The sequence below is a fragment of the Amycolatopsis sp. Poz14 genome (genome assembly GCF_006704225.1).
Taxonomy (GTDB): Bacteria; Actinomycetota; Actinomycetes; order Mycobacteriales; family Pseudonocardiaceae; genus Amycolatopsis; species Amycolatopsis nivea.
Window position 1 is genome coordinate 4,489,172 of sequence record NZ_JACLHD010000001.1, and the last position, 17,297, is coordinate 4,506,468.

General features: G+C 67.9%; 15 protein-coding genes. 5 read left to right on the forward strand and 10 right to left on the reverse strand.

Annotated features, from left to right (window positions below; translation table 11 throughout):
- Positions 1–11: 11 nt before the first annotated feature.
- The 9 genes from FKO37_RS21410 to FKO37_RS21450 all read right to left on the reverse strand — a co-directional run bounded on the left by FKO37_RS21410 (position 12) and on the right by FKO37_RS21450 (position 11,671).
- Positions 12–2,513, reverse strand: a complete 2,502-nt coding sequence (locus FKO37_RS21410; RefSeq protein ID WP_238605560.1) for a Pls/PosA family non-ribosomal peptide synthetase — start codon at positions 2,511–2,513, stop codon at positions 12–14.
- Positions 2,514–3,590: 1,077 nt separating this feature from the next.
- Positions 3,591–4,178, reverse strand: coding sequence for a nitroreductase family protein (locus FKO37_RS21415; RefSeq protein WP_134734541.1), 588 nt, complete (start codon positions 4,176–4,178; stop codon positions 3,591–3,593).
- Between the two features lie 982 nt (positions 4,179–5,160).
- Positions 5,161–5,544 (reverse strand): Lsr2 family protein, encoded by a 384-nt coding sequence (locus FKO37_RS21420; RefSeq protein ID WP_043839812.1) that lies wholly within the window; start codon positions 5,542–5,544, stop codon positions 5,161–5,163.
- A 129-nt stretch (positions 5,545–5,673) separates the two neighbouring features.
- The gene (locus FKO37_RS21425) at positions 5,674–6,924 is read right to left on the reverse strand and encodes a bifunctional 3,4-dihydroxy-2-butanone-4-phosphate synthase/GTP cyclohydrolase II (protein WP_238605561.1); all 1,251 of its coding nucleotides are present in this window, start codon (positions 6,922–6,924) and stop codon (positions 5,674–5,676) included.
- A 119-nt stretch (positions 6,925–7,043) separates the two neighbouring features.
- On the reverse strand, positions 7,044–7,481 hold the full coding sequence (locus tag FKO37_RS21430) for a MarR family winged helix-turn-helix transcriptional regulator (protein ID WP_238605562.1): 438 nt from the start codon (positions 7,479–7,481) through the stop codon (positions 7,044–7,046).
- Positions 7,474–8,589 (reverse strand): MFS transporter, encoded by a 1,116-nt coding sequence (locus FKO37_RS21435; protein ID WP_238605563.1) that lies wholly within the window; start codon positions 8,587–8,589, stop codon positions 7,474–7,476. Before FKO37_RS21435 ends, FKO37_RS21430 begins: the two co-directional genes overlap by 8 nt.
- A gap of 104 nt (positions 8,590–8,693) precedes the next feature.
- Complete coding sequence (locus tag FKO37_RS21440; RefSeq protein ID WP_238605564.1) at positions 8,694–9,377, reverse strand: FadR/GntR family transcriptional regulator; 684 nt, start codon at positions 9,375–9,377, stop codon at positions 8,694–8,696.
- A 917-nt stretch (positions 9,378–10,294) separates the two neighbouring features.
- Positions 10,295–10,891 (reverse strand): TetR/AcrR family transcriptional regulator, encoded by a 597-nt coding sequence (locus tag FKO37_RS21445; RefSeq protein ID WP_043839820.1) that lies wholly within the window; start codon positions 10,889–10,891, stop codon positions 10,295–10,297.
- A 9-nt stretch (positions 10,892–10,900) separates the two neighbouring features.
- A complete protein-coding gene (locus FKO37_RS21450; RefSeq protein ID WP_238605565.1) occupies positions 10,901–11,671 on the reverse strand; it encodes a creatininase family protein in 771 nt (256 codons plus the stop codon).
- Positions 11,672–11,776: 105 nt separating this feature from the next.
- Here FKO37_RS21450 and FKO37_RS21455 point away from each other — a divergent pair, with 105 nt between their 5' ends.
- From FKO37_RS21455 to FKO37_RS21475, 5 genes are read left to right on the forward strand one after another with little or no spacing between them, the layout of a single operon-like run.
- Positions 11,777–12,949 carry an LLM class flavin-dependent oxidoreductase gene (locus tag FKO37_RS21455; RefSeq protein ID WP_238605566.1) on the forward strand — a complete coding sequence of 391 codons (1,173 nt, stop codon included), beginning with the start codon at positions 11,777–11,779 and terminating at the stop codon, positions 12,947–12,949.
- Entirely contained in the window at positions 12,946–13,758 is an 813-nt protein-coding gene (locus FKO37_RS21460; RefSeq protein WP_238605567.1) for an enoyl-CoA hydratase/isomerase family protein, read from the forward strand. Before FKO37_RS21455 ends, FKO37_RS21460 begins: the two co-directional genes overlap by 4 nt.
- On the forward strand, positions 13,755–14,522 hold the full coding sequence (locus FKO37_RS21465) for an enoyl-CoA hydratase/isomerase family protein (RefSeq protein ID WP_238605568.1): 768 nt from the start codon (positions 13,755–13,757) through the stop codon (positions 14,520–14,522). The genes FKO37_RS21460 and FKO37_RS21465 overlap by 4 nt, the downstream gene beginning before the upstream one ends.
- The gene (locus FKO37_RS21470) at positions 14,515–15,015 is read left to right on the forward strand and encodes a flavin reductase family protein (RefSeq protein WP_238605569.1); all 501 of its coding nucleotides are present in this window, start codon (positions 14,515–14,517) and stop codon (positions 15,013–15,015) included. The genes FKO37_RS21465 and FKO37_RS21470 overlap by 8 nt, the downstream gene beginning before the upstream one ends.
- A gap of 43 nt (positions 15,016–15,058) precedes the next feature.
- A complete protein-coding gene (locus FKO37_RS21475) occupies positions 15,059–16,855 on the forward strand; it encodes a long-chain fatty acid--CoA ligase (RefSeq protein WP_238605570.1) in 1,797 nt (598 codons plus the stop codon).
- 37 nt (positions 16,856–16,892) lie between these two features.
- Here FKO37_RS21475 and FKO37_RS21480 read toward each other — a convergent pair whose 3' ends face one another.
- The gene (locus tag FKO37_RS21480) at positions 16,893–17,252 is read right to left on the reverse strand and encodes a VOC family protein (protein ID WP_238605571.1); all 360 of its coding nucleotides are present in this window, start codon (positions 17,250–17,252) and stop codon (positions 16,893–16,895) included.
- Positions 17,253–17,297 lie beyond the last annotated feature (45 nt).

Consider the following 17,297-nt stretch of genomic DNA (forward strand, 5'->3'; position numbering starts at 1 on the left):
TCGGTGGTCCGTCACGATCTCGCCGCCGGCTGACGGCGGTCCGCCCGGATCTCGTGCGCGGGGTTCCCGCCCCAGTGCGCGCGATCCGGGACCTCAGTGCCCTTCATGAGGAAGGAATCGGGGGCGAGCGTCGACCCGTCGCCCATCGTCACGCCGTAATGCACCAGTGCGCCGACGCCGACCGTGCACCCGCTGCCGATGGAGATGCGGTCCATCTTGAAACCGCCGTCCTCCTGCGAATGGCACTGGACGACGGAGCCGACGTTCAGCGTGACGTCGTCTCCCAGGCGCACCAGCGTTTTCTCGATGATGCCCGCGCCGTCGTCGAACAGCCGCTTGCCGACCTTGATGCCGAGCAGCCGCCACAGCACGCCCTTGAACGGGGTCCCGTCGAGCACGCGCAGGTGGGCGTTCGTCGCCGCGGCTTTCCAGAACCGTTCCTGCCGCCAGAACCGCCGGTCGTAGATCGAGCAGCTCAGCGGGCGCAGCGGCCGGATCAGCACGGTGATCCGTTCGAGGGCGACGAAGAAAACCGTGCCGTACACCAGGATGGCCAGCGTGTCGAGCGCGAACAGCGGGGCGCCGATCCGGTCGTAGTAGACGTCCGTGGCCCAGGTCATCAGCAGCAGCCCGTAGAAGAACAGCCAGTGGGACAAGGCGTACAGCAGCATGCCCCCGGCGTTGTGCCGGTTCTTGGCGGCCAGCCTGCGCCGGAATTCCTCCGGGGTCTTCGGGTGGTCGAACTGGCTGTCGCGCTCCACCGAGCGCGGGATCTCGAAGCTGGGGGAGCCGAGCAGCCCGACGCCCTCGCGCACCGGGCCGTCGAGCGGCACCAGGACCTTGGTGGCGAGCAGGCAGTTGTCCCCGGTTTTGGCGCCGGCGGGGTAGACGACGTGGTTGCCGAGGAAGTTCCGCGCCCCGACGCGCACCCGTGAAAGGCGGAAGGAGGTGCTGGTGTACTCGGCGTTGACCACCGAGAGCCCGTCGGCGACCATCGTGCCCGCGCCGGCCTCGAACAGGTACGGGTTCTCGAACTTCTCCTCGAGCCCGAAATTGGACCCGGTCTGTTCTTTCTTGGAGACCTGGCAGCCCAGCGCGCGCAGGAAATGCACGATGGCCGAGCTGTCGCCGAGCAGGGTCTTGAAGAACCGCAGGTTCGTGAGCACGCGGATGGCGCGGTGCGCGGTGTAGCGGAACGTGTAGAGGCGGTAGACCTCGCCGGGTTTGAGCGCCAGGTTCAGCAGGCGCGGCACCAGGGTGACGATGAGGAACCCGGTGAGCCGCAGGCCGAAGTACAGGACGAAGGAGACGACGAGGGCTTTCCCGTAGAACTTCGGGGAGGTGAAGTCCATGACGGCCGAGCCGAGGCCCATCGCCGGGCTGAGGTTCGGCAGCGTGTTCACCAGGAAGCTGAGCAGGCCGAGCACCAGCGGAGCCAGGAGGAGGACCGCGGTCAGCGTCTGGCGCACGGCGAAGAACGCCCGCCGGACGCTGCCGCAGGCTCGCGGTTCGACGCGTCGGTAGACCACGTCGGCGGGGACGGCGGGGACGCCGTGCCAGCTCTGCCCTTCCGGAACCGCCTGCCCGGCGTGCAGCGAGGAGGCGTGCCCGAGCTGGGCGTTGTCGCCGATCCTGGTCTCGATGTCGAGCACGGCCATCTCGCCGACGTACGCGTGCGCGCCGATCGTGACCGGCCCGGTCCGGATGAGCCCGTTCTGCGCGCGGTAGGTGGTGAAGTAGGTGTCCTTGCAGACCACCGCGCCTTCCCCGACGGTGAGCAGATCGGTGCACACCGGGACGAATCGCGAGAAAATCGTGACGCCCCTGCCGATTTTCGCGCCGAGCGCGCGCAGGTACAGCGAATAGAGCGGGGAGCCGACGAACAGCGGGACCAGCGGGTTCCGCTGCACGAGGGTCTTGACCACCCAGAACCGCACGTAGCCGAGGGTCCACACGCGGATCTCCCTCGGTTTCCAGCGGCCGACGAGGATCCATTTGAGCGCGATCGGAAGGGTGCACAGAACGGCCAGCACCATCGCGCCGAACCCGACCGCGCGCAGGTACTCGTCGAGCAGGCCGGTCCCGGCCACGATCCAGTCGGCGCCCGCGCCGAGCACCTGGGCGACGAGCCAGGAATACGCCAGGAAGACCGCCAGCTGCAGGATTCCGCAGCCGAAGTATTCGAGCCCGCTCGCCCGCTTCGCCGGCGCCGCGGGGGCCGGGGCCGGCGCCTCGGCGGGGACCTCCTCCGTTTCGGACAAAGCGGAGACGAGACTGGCGATGGTCGGGTTCCGGTAAATGTCCTTGATGGAGACCGCGGGAAGATCGGCACGCTTGCGCACTCGCGCGCAGAACTGTGCCAGCACGAGCGAGTTGACCCCGAGATCGGCGAAGAAGTTGCTGTCGACCGACACGTTTTCCTGCCCGGTGACGTCGGCCATCACCTGGGCGAATGCTTCCTCGGTGTCGGGTGCCGGACCGGGGCGGGCGGTCGGGTACTCGGTGAGATCCATATTCCTAATGATCGGTGGATGTAACGCCGACGTAACCTACGGACGTCGGTGTTGACAATTTCGTGACCTGTTCGATGCGTGTCGCGGCTGACAAATACGGCACGGCTGGATATTGAGGTCTAGACCACGCGAACGGCCATTTATCTGGCAAAGAGGACTTATGCCGTGAATACCCTTTGTTTTTCAACAGCCAGTGGCAGCTGTCGACGGATCCGGGACGATCCGGCGAAGGGTTCCGGTGAAGTCTGATCGTCGTCGTGCGTTTACCGCAAACCGATCCTCCGCACGGGCGATGTTACCAGGATTTCCCTTCTTCCGGGGCCCGGATTGCCCGGTCGGCGCACGCCGAGCTGCTCCGCTGGGGTGAAATCCGTGGCACGAAGAGTGGCGCGAAGTCGCTGTCCGGAGGCGATGTCCCGGCTCGTCGTGATCGTGCCGGGCGGCCGTCAAGGTTCCTTGGTCCTCGAATTCGGTGACATTCCGCGTCGGTCTGGAATATGCAAGTGCTGCTTCGCGGGATTGGTGGCACTTTCGAGGGAATTGCGGTCTTGTTCCCCGGGTTTATGCCAACAAGGTGAACCGTGCGGCAGACGGCCGGTGCGGTTGCGCTGTTCGGCCGGAACGATGTTGCTCCGGTGCGGTTTTCCGCGGGCGCGCCTCTGGGCGGCCCGTTCCGCCGGAAGCTCGCACCGGGGCTTTCCCGGATGAAAACGGCCAGGTGCGGTCTTTTCGCGCCCAGTGATCGAGGTGAAGCGAAACGTCGGACTGGTGACGGGAATTATGTCGCTTCTCACGGCTTTCCGGCGCTCCCGAAACATTTTCGTGTTGTCCGGGTGTGCCCGCCCTGACATCCAGGCGACGCGGCGGTGCCCTTGCCTGGGCAGGTGAAGACCCCGCGGCCGCCTCAAGCCGTGCTCTCTGCGCGGCGAGCGGACCTGTTCTCCCGTGCTGAAAAGATCAACTCAGGCCCCGCTGGCCGCCGCCGAGGGGTTCCTGAACCTCGACGACGGCGCGAGCCCGGCCTGGCGGCATCCAAAGCGGACGCTCAGGGTCTCCGGCTTCCCCTCGCGAGGAGGCTCACCATTGTCCGTAGTGGACAGTCTCGGTCTCCGGCTTCCGGCGGCGGGTAGCCGGGGATGCGCCGGCGGAGATCTTGGCGTCGGCGTCATGGCCGATGGCGATCGCGCCGATCGGTTCGTGGGTGTCGGGGATGCCGAACTCGGCACGCAGGTTGCCGAAATCCTCGGCGCCGATGCCGAAATACACCGCGCCGAGCCCCTCGTCGACCACGGTCTGCAGGATCAGCAGGACGGCCATGCCGGTGTCGATGTACCAGAACGGCACCGGCCAGTGGTCCTCGCTGCGGTCGGTCCAGCCCTTGTCCGGCTGGGCGTAGCGGTCGAGGTAGACGTCCTTCACCGAGAACGGGATCACGATCACCGGCGCGGCCTTGGTGTCGTCGCCCAGCGTCCAGGACTCGAGGGTGTCGGCGAACCGCCGTACGTCGTCGCCCTGGAGCACCAGAAACGCCTGCCCCTGCGAGAACCCGGCGGACGGCCCGCGCAGCGCGTTGCGCATGATCCGGCGGATGCTCTCCTCGGCCACGGGCTCGTCGGTGAACTTGCGCACCATCCGCCTGCGCCGCACTACTTCCTGAAACTCCATGGTTGCCCCCTGTAACGGTGTTCTCGGGCAACTGTAGCGGCCTTCCGCTGCTCACGGTGAGATTTCGGCAGGCGAGGAGCCGGACGCGGCGGTCCGACGAGCCGAGGAGAGGTCCCCGTCGACGGCGGTTCGAGAAGGCCGCTTTGCGGAGTGCGGACGAACGCGGCGCGGTGGCTTTGGAGTCTCGACCGCGCTGCGACCGTTGCCGAGGCCCAGGGCCGGTGATGGGGGCGGTGCCGTTACCGGCACTGCGGACCGGTGAGGTGATGTGACGGGGCAAGAGATGGGATGGGGCCGTTGCCGGTGACGGGGGCGGCCGTGCTGTCCGCGAAACGTCCCGCCGCCAGCAATGCGCCCCAATGCGGCATTGGGTGCATCCCACGCACCGAACGCCACATTGGGTGCATCTGACGCACCCAATGCCACATTGGGGAGCTACCCGCCATCCACTCGACCGCGGCCTGCGCACTACCTCATCCGCGCAGCCGCGGCCTGTGCGCTACCCCATCCGCCCAGCCGCGGCCTGCGCTGCCCGCGATCCGCTCAACCGAGGCGCCATCCGCTCAACGAGGTCCGCGCGCTGCCCGCCATCCACTCAATCGTGGCCCGCGCATTGATCTGGGCAGTGAGCCGGGCACGACCGTCCACCTGGCCGGGGGCCGGAACCTGGCGCGCGGCTGCCGACTTGGCCGGGCCCCGGAACCTGGCGCGCGGCTGCCGACTGAGCCGGGCGCCGGAATCTGGGACACGGCCGCCGAACCGGCCGGGTGCCGGAACCTGAACTCTCGCCGGAGCCGAAAAACCCTCATTCGTTCCCGCCCGGAAAACAGCGCCCGGCCGGAGGCATTAGCCTGCGGCCGGGCGCGTGTTTTCTTCGTGCGCGGAGGACTGGGTTCCGGGCGCCGGAACTCCGGCGGGGGAGCGAACGCCTCGTCCGGCCTTTCCCGAAATGATCAATCCGGAACCCGCCGAGCCCGAGCCCTTATTTCCCGGCGCGCTTTTTCGCGGTGCGCTTGCGGGGTTTCGGCTCCGGCTTCTGGCTTTCCTCGTAGGCGGCGATCACCTCGCGCGGGATGCGGCCGCGTTCGGCGATGGCCCAGTTGTTGTCCAGCGCCCACGTGCGGATCGCCTTGGAGCGTTCGCGTTCCTCGGCGGTCGGCGCGGCCGTGGCGCGCACGGTCGTCTTGCGGCCGCCGGTGCGGCGGGCGGCGGCGATGAACGTCGAGAGTTCGTCGCGCAGGGCGGCGGCGTTTTCGTCGGACAGGTCGATTTCGTACTGGACGCCGTCGAGTCCGAAGGGGACGGTCTGCCCGGCTTCGGACCCGTCGAGGTCGTCGATCATCTCGACGAGGACTTTCTGTGCCATCGCGGCGGCTCCTCCTGGAAACGGGACGTGGTCACCGCAGACCATAACAGGAGTCCACTGTGGCTGGTCGCCGGAGACAATGCGCGGCCGGCCGCGGGGGAGAACCGGCCGCCCGCCGGGTAACAAGCGTCAGGAAGTTTTCTGCTCCGGCACTGGATCGGTCAACGCGCCGAAGCGGTGGCCCATCCGGTCGCGTTTCGTGCGGAGGTAACGGAGGTTCTGCGGAGTTTCGACCGCGCGCAGCGAGACCTGCTCCACGATCCGCAGCCCGTATTCGCCGAGTCCGCGGTATTTCTCCGGGTTGTTGGTGATCAATCGCACTCTCCGGACGTCGAGATGGTCGAGGATCTGCGCTCCGGAATCATAGGAGCGGGAATCCACGGGAAGACCCTGCGCGACATTGGCGTCGACCGTGTCGAGACCCGATTCCTGCAGGGCGTAAGCGTGGATCTTGTGCGCCAGCCCGATCCCGCGCCCCTCGTGGCCGCGCAGGTAAACGATCACCCCGCAACCCTCGTCGGCCACCGCGCGCATCGCTTGTTCGAGCTGGGTGCCGCAGTCGCAGCGCAACGAGCCCAGGATGTCGCCGGTCAGACATTCGCTGTGCACCCGCACCAGCACGCCTCGCTCGGAGTGGCCGGCCGCGGCGACGTCGCCCATGACGAGGGCGAGGTGTTCGGCTCCGTCCACTTCGGACCGGTACGCGACCGCGCGGAAATCGCCGAAGGCAGTCGGCATCGCGGCAGTCGCGACCGGTTCGACGAGCCGCTCGGTCCGGCGGCGATACCGGATCAGATCGGCGATCGCGACGACCGGCAGATCGTGTTCCGCGGCGAACTCGCGCACGGCCTCGTCGCGCAGCATTTCGCCGTCCGGGCCGATCAGTTCGCTGATGACACCGACCGGTGCCCGGCCAGCCAGCTGAAGCAGATCGACGGCGGCTTCGGTGTGCCCGGCCCGGACGAGCACACCGCCGTCTCGTGCCCGCAAAGGAAAGATGTGGCCCGGACGGCGAAGGTTATTGGGCGTCGTGGCCGGATCGGCCAGCGCGCGGCAGGTGAGCGTACGAGCCGTCGCGGACACTCCGGTCCCGGCGTCCGTGTGATCCACGGAGACGGTGAACGCGGTGCCGTGCGCGTCCCTGTTCTCCGCCACCATCGGCGGGAGCGCGAGCGCGTCGGCGCGTTCCCCGGTCATCGGCGCGCACACGATTCCGGTGGTGTGCGCGACGAGGAAGGCCATCTGCTCGGCAGTGACACTGTCGGCCGCGAGCACGAGGTCGCCCTCGTTCTCCCGGTCGTGATCGTCGACGACCACGACCATCCGGCCTTCCTCGAGCGCGAACACGGCCGCGCGCACGCTGTCCGCGGTATCCAGCATGGCGAACCTCCCTGAATCTCGCCCGGAGTTACTGAATAATAACCATCGGAGCGAGCTGAACTGGAACTATCGATGTCTCGATGTTATCCATCAATAACATCGAGCGGAAGGGGTTCTGCTCACTCGGCAGGGAGCGCGCCCGACTGCCGGAGATCGCGGACGAAACGCCCGAGCAGGTCCGTGAACCGCGCCCGGGCCTCCGGGGACCACGCGGCGAGAGCGTCGCCGATCTGCGTGGCCCGTCGTCGTCGTTCGAGGTCGAGGACCCGCCGTCCCGCGGCGGTGACGACCAGCGGGCTGGCCCGCCCGTCCTCGGGATCGGCCCGGCGTTCGACCAGCCCGGACCGCACCAGCCCGGCGACCTGGCGGCTGACCGTCGACGGATTCACGCCCAGCACCGCGGCGATTTCCCCGGCCCGGAACGGACCGTCCTCGGCGAGCAGGGCCAGCAGCGGCAAGCACATCGGCTCGTCCGGCGCTGCTTCCGCCCGCTTGACCAGCCGCGTCAGCAGGAGAAGCTGGCGCGTCACCTGGTCGGCGAGGTCGAGGTCAGACATCAGCGCGAACGTGCCGGTCGCGCCCGGCTCCGTACCCGGTGAAGACCATCACGACACTCAACGCGGTGAGCGCGACGAGCGCGCCGGACCAGCTTCCGGTGGCGTCGTGGAGGATGCCGAGCACCAGCGGCCCGGCCGCCGCGACCAGGTAGCCGATGGACTGTGCCATCCCGGCCAGCGCAGTCGTCTCGCTCGGACCGGTGGCGCGCTGGCTCTGGAAGCTGAGCGCCAGCACGAGACAGACCCCGCTGCCCAGCCCGAGCAACGTGCACCCGACGATCGCGATTCCGGGCGCCAGAAGAAGAATCGCGAACCCAGCCGCAGTGACCGCCGAGGCGGCGGCCGCCGGAAACCGCTGGTCGGCCCGGCCCCGGGTGAGCAGGGGCAGCACCATGCCGGTGGCGAGCGCGACGAGCTGGTAGTAGAACAGCATCCAGCCGGCCGCCGCGGTGCTCATGCCCTGCCCGATGAGGATGCTGGGCAGCCACGCGACGGCGGTGTAGAAGGCGAGCGATTGCAGGCCCATGAACAGGGAAACCTGCCATGCCAGCCAAGATCGCCATGGAGTCGGCGCGTGCGAACTGCCCGCCCGCGCCCCGGCATCCGGCCGCGAACCGCGCAGCCTCGGCAGCCATCCCGCCAGCGCGGCCAACGCGACGACCACACCCCAGCCCAGCGCGGAATGCCAGCCACCCGGCAAAACTCCCGCCAGCGGAACGGAAATCCCGGACGAGACCGCCGCGACCACACCCATGACCGTGACGTAAAGCGCGCTGACAGTATGGATTCGCGAGGCTGGCACGTGAGCGCGAATCACAGTCGGCAGCAAGACATTCCCGACCGCAATCGCCGCGGACAGCAACACTGTCCCGACGAACAAACAGGCAACCGACGGCAGCGACCGAACCACTGTGCCCACCGCCAGCACCGCCAGCGAAAGCACGAGCAACCGCGTAGACCCGATCCGATGCGAGACGCGCCCGACCAGCGGCGAAGTCACCGCGAACATCAACAACGGCAACGTATTCAACACGCCGCCCGCCGATGCCGGCAGCCCCGTGTCGTGTTCGATGGCAGGCAGCAACGTGCCGACGCCAGTCAACGTCACGCGCAAATTGGCGGCCACGAGAAGGATCGCGAGCAACAACCCTACGGACCATTCAGATTTGGTGACCGCTCTCTTCGCGACCGACGGCGCTTCAACTTCGGCCGTCACTTCTCCCGCTCCGCCCCGGCCCCGGTGAGCTTCACGATCTCGGCCGCGCAGTAGCGCGCCCCGACCTCGTCCTGCGCAGCGATCGCCTCAATCAGCTGCCGGTGCAACCGAGCGTGCTCGTCGGCGGTTTCGTCAGTCCAAAGGGTGTCGCCGATCTGCTCGACAACGGACGCGCTGAGGACGTCGTACACCTCGGTAAGCAGGGAATTCCGTCCCGCGTTCACGACGGCCTGGTGAAAACGAACGTCCGCCTCGGCAGCCGTCCGGGTGTCGTCTCGCCTCTCGGACTCTTCGAGCAGATGCCGCAACTCGGCGAGGTCGTCGTCGCTGCGACGCACCGCAGCCAGCCCAGAGGCATACTCCTCCAGCACGGCCCGCAGTTCCAGCACGTCGCTCCGCCGAGAGGAATTGGCCCGCCGCATCAAGACGGACTGCATCTCACTGGACGCGCGGACGTACGTCCCGTCGCCGCGCCGAGCCTCCAGCAGCCCGAGATGCACCAGCGCGCCAAGCGCCTCCCGCACCGTCGTCCGCCCGACGCCAAGCTGCTTGACCAGGTCATTCTCCGCCGGAATCCGCATCCCGACGGGCCACTCCCCGGAGGCGATCTGCTCCCGCAAGGTGTCCACAAGCTGCGCGGCAAGACTGGCGACCCGATGGGGTGCCCGAAGATCGTTCATAAGGTGACCCTAACACCGAATGTCAGACATTTGAATGTGAGCAGGGTCGCCGGCTCTGATCCGCGGCGGTCCCAAGGTGCGTGAGGGGACCCCTCATTGACTCTGATTCCCTGGGGGTTCCCCTCACGGACGTTCCCGCGGGCCGTATCGCGCCCATCGACCAGGGCAGCCCCGCGCACCGCGCTCGCGGAGGGTTCCACCCTTCCTGCGGCGGCGGGCGCGCGGTGGGGAGGTCCGTGAAGGGCTCCTTGAAGGAATCAGATTCCCTCAAGGAGCCCTTCACGGACCTCATCGAGAGAGGCAACCCGGCGCGTCTCCTCGGCTGGTGCTCTGCGGGGCCTTGACCAGCACGGCTACCGCCGACCCCGCCGCACGCCACGCAGCCTGGGAAACCTCATTGGGGCCGTGAGCCCCATCGCCCAACCGTCAGGCGCCGCGCTGCCGGGAACCCTCATTGGTGGGCTAGTCCCACCGCCGGGCCGCCGCACATCGCGCTGCTGGGGAAACCTCAGTGGGGCCGTGAGTCTCAGGGCCTGGCAGCCGAACATCGGACTGCCGGGAAACCTCATTGGGGTACAAGTCCTGCCACTCAACTGCCCCTCGCCGCGCTGCTGGGGAAACCTCACTGGGGCACTAGCTCCGCCACCCAGCCACCGCTCACCGCGCTACCGGAAAGACCTCATTGGGGCGCGAGCCCCACCATCCAACCGCCGCCGCTGCACCCAAAACATCGAGGCACCCAGCCCCTCCCGCGCACCCCGATACGAAGCCTCCCTGCGGTTCGGGGGTGCTTGTCAAGGCATCTTTCCCGCCTTGACAAGCACCCCCGAACCGTCAGCACAATCAAGCTTCGGGGTGCCCCACGCAACCCCCACGGCAATGTCGCCGCCAGGCGACGAGCCGAGACCCCCAGAGGATCAGACACCCCCAGCAGGCACAAGCAACGCATTAACCGCCGCAGTACGAATCGTAGAAGCCACACTCTCCACATCCAGCCCGCTATTAAACTGCGGCACCGAATTAATCATAGAAAACACAGCATGCGTCAAAACCCGATTCTGCGCATCCGACAAATCCGGCCTCAACCGCTCCACCAGTGCACTCCACTCCTCAGCGTAGAGCCGCATCATCCGCCGCATCCGATGCCGTTCCTCCTCGGGCACGTTGTGCTCATTCTTCAAGAACACCAACGTAGAAGGCACGTTCTGCAGACTCCGCGTAACGTGATAGTCGATCATCGCCTCAAGCGCCTTGCGTGGATCAGTAACCTCCGCCGCAGTCTCGCGCGCATTGGCCAGCAAATCCTTCAACGGATCCTCGAGCACCGCGATCAGCAACGCCTGCTTGCTGGGAAAATGCCGGTAAAGAGCAGGCCCGGTAACGCCAGCCCGCGCACCGATCATCTCGGTGGTGACCGCGTCGAAAGCCCGCTCGTGGAACAACTCGCCGGCGACCTTGATCAGCGTCTGCCTGCGCGAGGAACGCGGCGACGCGGCGCGAGATGAGCTCGTCATGACCCGAGTCTAGGTGAGAGGCCGATAACGAGCCGCCGCGTGCTCCGCCAGCAGGTTCGCGACCGCGCTGAGGCAGGCAAAGCCCAGGTCGGAAGACATCCCGCGCGGATCGCCGAGCACCCCGTTCGGAGCAACCGCCTTGACGCCGCCGGTTAATACCCGAGCCAGCAGGGCATCGTCCATCGGCTCAGCAAGACCAGGAGCGACCCGATCGGCACGCACCGACTCCGGCCGAAGTGCGAGCATGATCGAGCTTTCGGCGACATCGGCATGTCCGCCGACTTGGCTGCCTAGGTCGGCGACGGCAGTGCGCCAGGCGTCGAGCACCGCGGCCGAGTCGGCGAACGCGACCACATCCAGCTCAGCAGGCAGACGCGAGGAGAGCTTCGCCTCGATCTCGCTCAGCAGCGGATAGTTGCCGATGTGCGCGGAGAAGATCAACACCCGGCGAAACCCATGTACAGCAAGACTTTCGCAGCAGTCGAAACAGATGGCTTCCAGTGTTTCGGGCCGCACCGACAACGTCCCCGGGAAGCCGAGATGATGGGCGGAGCAGCCAAGGCGCACGGTCGGCAGGACGAGCGCATCGCCGAGCCGCTCCGCCACGAGCACGCCCAGCCGGTCGGCATGGTCGCTGTCGACTGAGAGCGGCAGGTGCGCGCCGTGCTGTTCGGTAGCTCCCAGCGGGAGGATCGCGGTCCGCATGCCGCTCGCCAGCGCGTCGGCGACTTCGGGCGAGGTCAGGTGCTCGATCCGTAGCTCGCTCATGCGCTCCTCCAAGCAAAGTTAGTAGCAAGTAACACGTTTCCTCCCAGATGGAGCCTTGACCACGGGTTGACTGCGTCTTATGTTATCGGTCAATAACATCGGCTGGAAGGGGCGATCATGGACTTCATCCTCATGTCGGAGGGGGACACCCCGGTCGGGCTCACCCACGAACACCGCTACCGAGAACTGATCGAGGAAGTGCTGCTCGCCGAGCAGGTCGGCTTCGACGCGTTCGGGAGTTCCGAACAGCACGTCGCCATCGGCACGGCGACCGTGTCCGCGCCGGAGGTGCTCTACCCGTACCTGATGGCGCTCACGAGCCGGATCCGCTTCATCCACCTCGTGACGCTGCTGCCGACGCGCATGAACCACGCGCTGCGCGTCGCGGAACGGATCGCGACCGAGGACATCCTCTCCAACGGCCGGATCGAACTCGGCACCGGCCGCGGCAACACGACGCTCGCGCTACGGGCGTTCGAGGTGGACCCGACGGAGAACAAATCCCAGTGGCGCGAAGGGATCGAGCTGATCCGCCGGGCGTTCCTCGACGATCCGTTCTCCTTCGTGGGCGAGCACTACAAGATCCCGCCGCGCAGCCTGGTGCCGAAGCCGTTGCAGGCGCCGTATCCGCCGATCTCGGTCGCCGCGGGCAGCCCGAGTTCGGTCGAAACCGCCGCCGCGATGGGCATCGGCGCGATCATGGGCGGGTTCTACCTCGGCTACGACCTCGTGGAGAACATGCTGAAGCTCTACGACGAGACCCTCGCCGCCACCACCCACCCGTACCCGATCACGCCGCGCAAGATGGTGCTGGTCAGCGGCGGCATGCACTGCGCCGAAACGACCGCGCTGGCCCGCGAACAGGCCCGGCCGCTGTTCGAGATGTCCAAGCTTTCCACCGACGCGTACGGGCGGCTGGCGAAGCTCTCCCAGGACTACGCCTACATGGGCGCGATCAACGACGTCGATTTCAGCGACGAGGAGTACCTGTTCGAGCGCTCGCAGGGCTTCCTCGTCGGCGACCCGGAGCATTGCGTCGAGCACGTGCAGCGGTACGCGGACATGGGCGTGGAGTCGCTGGTGTTGCGAGTGGACAGTCTCCCGCACGACCAGTTGATGCGGTCGATCGAACTGTTCGGCAAGTACGTGATCCCGCGGTTCAAGCATCCGCGCAACGTGGTGCGCCCTGCCGACGACGTGCTGGCCGGCATCCGCGCCGCGCGTCCGGCGCACGAGGAAGCGCTGCGCCGATTCCAGTCCGAGAACCAGACCGCGGAGGCCATCCGATGAGCGGCCTTTACCAGCACGGCAGCGGAAACGTGCTCGTCGAGCGCCCGGCCGACGGCGTCCTGCTGATCACGATCAACCGGCCCGAGCGGTACAACGCGCTGCTGATGCCGATGTTCGACGAGTTGAGCGAGGTCTGGGCCGACGTGGAGCGCGACGACGAGACGCGGGTCGTCGTGGTGACCGGGGCGGGCAAGGCGTTTTGCACCGGAATGGACGTGCGCGAACCCGATCCGACCCCGGAAGCGGCGCTCGCGATGCTGGAATCCGAGCGCCGGCGGATTTCGACGGTGCTCCGGATCGAAAAGCCGATCATTTCCGCGATCAACGGACCGGCGGTCGGCTACGGCCTGTCGACGGCGTTGCTCGCGGACATCAGCATCGCCGCCGAAGACGCGGTGCTGATCGAGGGCCACACCAAGGTCGGCGTGACCGCGGGCGACCACGCCGCGTTGATCTGGCCGCTGCTGGTCGGGATGGCCAAGACGAAGTATTACGTGCTGACCTCGGACAAACTGACCGGAGCGGAAGCTGAACGGATCGGGCTCGTGAGCCTGGCCGTGCCTCGCGAACAAGTGCTCCCGCGTGCCTTGGAGGTCGCCTCTCAGCTCGCGCAGGGATCGCAGCAGGCGCTCCGGTTCACGAAACGCGCGCTCAACATGTGGCTCACGAATGCGTTGCCGCAGCACGAGTTGTCCGGCGCGCTGGAAATTCTCGACTTCGCCGGAGCTGATTACCGGGAAGCGCGCCAAGCATTCCGGGAAAAGCGTGCTCCGGTTTTCCCGTCCGCTTCCGGCGTACCGGCGACATGACCACCGCTTCGCTCAGCGGCGTCCAGCTGTCCGGGGAAACGGACGGCGCGGTGGTCCTGACCCTGAGCCGTCCGCCCGCGAACGCGCTCAGCAACTCGCTGATCAGCCGGCTGACCACGACGCTGGAAGACCTCGCCCGTGGCCCGAACGCTCCCGCCGTCGTCCTGACCGGCGCGGGCGACCGGTTCTTCTGCGCGGGCGGCGACCTCAAGGAAGCGGTCGGTTACGACGCCGAGTCGATGGCCGAGCGGATGATCGCGTTCCACGCACTGCTCTGCGCACTGGAGAAGTATCCCCGGCCGCTGGTGTGCGCGGTGAACGGATGGTGCGTCGGCGGCGGGATCGAGATGGCGTTGTTCTCCGATTTCGTTTACGCGTCATCGCGAGCGCGGTTCGTCTTTCCTGAGGTCGACCACGGGATGTTGCCTGCGGTGAAAGGGATCGCCCGCGTCCGCGAGGTGCTGGGCGACCGTGGCGCCCGGCGGCTGTTGCTGGGCGGGGAATCCGTCGACGCGTCCGAGGCGAAAGCGCTGGGCATCGTCGACGAAGTGGTTGAGCCGGGGGAGTTGCTGGAGGCCGCGTCTGCACACACACGCGCGGCGGCGGCGAAACCGCCCGCGGTGTTCGCGGCCCTGAAACTGGCTCTCCTCCAGGAAACCGCCGGCTGGCCGGACGAGAAGCAACTGCGGGTCACGGCCGCCGACGCGCGAACAGTTTTCACCGACCCTGCCGCACGAGCTGCCCGGGAGGCATGGAATGGCTGACGTATCGCACGATCTGGACCCGGCCGTCTTCCGTTCGGCGCTGTCCCGTTTCCCGTCCGGTGTCACGATCGTGACGACCCGCGGCGAGGACGGCACGCTGCACGGATTCACCGCGAGTTCCTTCGCTTCGCTGTCGCTCGATCCGCCGCTGGTGCTCGTGTGCCTCGACCGGGGCGCGACGTGTTTCCCGGTGTTCATGGCGGCCGAGCGGTTCGTTGTGAATGTGGTGACTTCCGCGCACGCCGAGCTGGCGACGAGGTTCGCCACGAAGGGCGAGAACAAGTTCGCGTACGGGAGCTTCGAGTTCGACGACCAGGGCCATCCGCTCCTTCCGGACGCGGCGGCGATCCTCCACTGTGAACTGGAGCAGGCGGTGCCCGGCGGGGATCACGTGATCCTCATCGGCCGGGTGCGCGAGGCGCGGGTCGGTGGCGGGCGGCCCGTGACGTGGTACCGGGGTGACTTCCTCCACCTCGGCGAGCGTGCCGCGTGAGCGCCGCCGGAGCCGGGCTCGCGGCGGGAAGAGAGGGCTGGGCATGGAGCTGACCGAGTTCGAACCGGAGCGGACGCTGCCGGGCCTGCTGCTCGACCGCGCCCGCCGCGAGCCGGACGCCGTCGCGCTGCGGTATTCGCGCGGCGGGGCGATGCGGGCGATCACCTGGCGGACCTACCTCGACCGGGTGCGCGAACTCGCGTTCGGCCTGGTCGCGCAGGGGGTCCGGCACGGCGACCGGGTCGCGGTGATGAGCAGCGCGCGTCCGGAATGGGTGTTCGCCGCCCTGGCGGTGCAGAGCGTCGGCGGGGTCGTGATCGGGGTGTATCCGACCAACTCGCCTGCCGAGATCGAACAGGTGCTCGCGCACAGCGAGGCGGTCGCGTTCATCGGTGAGACGGAGACGGAACTCGCCAAGGTCGCGAAGATCGCCGGGAACACTCCGGACCTGCGGCTGGTCGTCGGAATCGAGGCGGCCCCACCGGACCTGCCCGCGGGGATCACCGGCGTGAGCTGGGACGACCTGCGCGCGGCCGGGGAACCGGACGCGTTGGCCGAGCTGATCGCCGCCGCGACGCTCGACGATCCGGCCGTCCTCTTCTACACGTCCGGCTCCACCGGGGCGCCCAAGGGCGTCACCCATTCCCACCGCACGCTCCAGCACGCGATCCAGAGCGTCGTCGGTCTTTACCCGGAGAGCCGGACCGCGCGGCACGACGTCGTCGGGTTCCTGCCGCTGGCGCACGTCGCGCCTGCGGTGTTGCTCGTTTTCACCCCGTTGCACACGCGGTTGGTCGTGACCTTCTGCCGGATCGAGGACTACGGCGAGGTGCTGCGCGCGGTTCGGCCGACGGTCGTGCTGTGGCCGCCTCGTTTCTACGAGAAGCTTGCCGCCGAGCTGATCGCCCTCGCCGAGTCCTGGACGGGAATCCGTCGCCTCGCGTACCGGGCCGCGATGCGGATCGGCCGCCGGATGGCCGAGCGGCGGTGGTCCGGCCGCCGTGCGCCGGTGGTGCTGAGGACCGCTTACGCCGTCGCGGTTCGGGCAGTTTTCGTTCCGCTGCGGGCAAGTCTCGGCATGGACCGGCTGCGCGTCGCGTGGACGGCTTCGGCGGCCATGCCGGAAAGCGTCGTGGCGCTGTGGCAGATCTGGGGCCTCGACCTGCGCGAGAACTACGGGCTCACCGAGACCGGCGGGTGCCCGATCGGGCAGTTCGGGCAGCCGTTCCCGCGTCCGGGGCGGATCGGCCGGGAGTTCGCGGACCCGCGCTACCAGGTGAAAATCGCCGGCGACCGGGAGATGCTGATCCGCGCGCCGTTGCTGTTCAGCGGGTACTGGCGGAACGCCGGGGAAACCGAAGCGGTCTTCGAGGACGGCTGGTTCCGCACCGGCGACCTGATGGAGCGGACCGCCGACGGGGACATCCGGCTGATCGGGCGGAAGAAGGACGTGATCATCACCCGGGGCGGCAAGACCGTCGACCCGCAGCCGATCGAGATCCGGCTGAAGGAGAGTGTGCTGATCGAGGAAGCGATCGTGGTCGGCGACGGGCGGAAATACCTGACCGTCCTGATCGAACCGAGCGCGGCCGCGAGCGCGGAGCTGGACGGGCGCTTGCGGGGCGAGCTGGAGCGGGTCAACGCGGACCTCGCGCGGGCGGAGCAGCTGAAGGATTTCCGGGTGCTGCCGCGGCCGTTGGAAGCTGCGCGAGGCGAGCGGACGGCGAACGGGAAGGTCAAACGCGCGGCGGTCGTGGGTTCGTTCGCGGGGTTGATCGACGAGATGTACGGCGCGGACGACGACGCGGCGATCGCGGACCACGTACGGAGGCTGCGCTAGGCGAGCCGCAGCGGGACATGGTCCCGCTGCGGCTCTGTTACTGGGGTCCGTAGACGACGATGGTGTTCCCCCACGGGTCGCGGGCTACGGCGCGGACTTCGTGCGGGCCCTGTTCCGCTTGCCGGACAACGGTTCCACCCCCGGCGACCAGCGCGGTCAGCGCGGCGGTGACGTCAGGAACCTTGAACGACGCGGCCGGAACCCCGTCGGTGACGTCCTCTTCCGGGCCGGCGAGGGCGAGGGTCGTTCCGCCCGCGTCGAGGGCTGCGTAGCGGTCTCCGTCGACGAATTTCGCGGACAGGCCGAAGGTCGTGGCGTAGAACCGCACGGCTGAGCTGACGTCGGCGACGGGATGCAGCACGTTCCCGATCTTGGCCGGTTCCGGGGATTCGTTCACCAGTCGAGCCTAACCCGCATGATCCCGGAGCGGGCGGGTATGCCG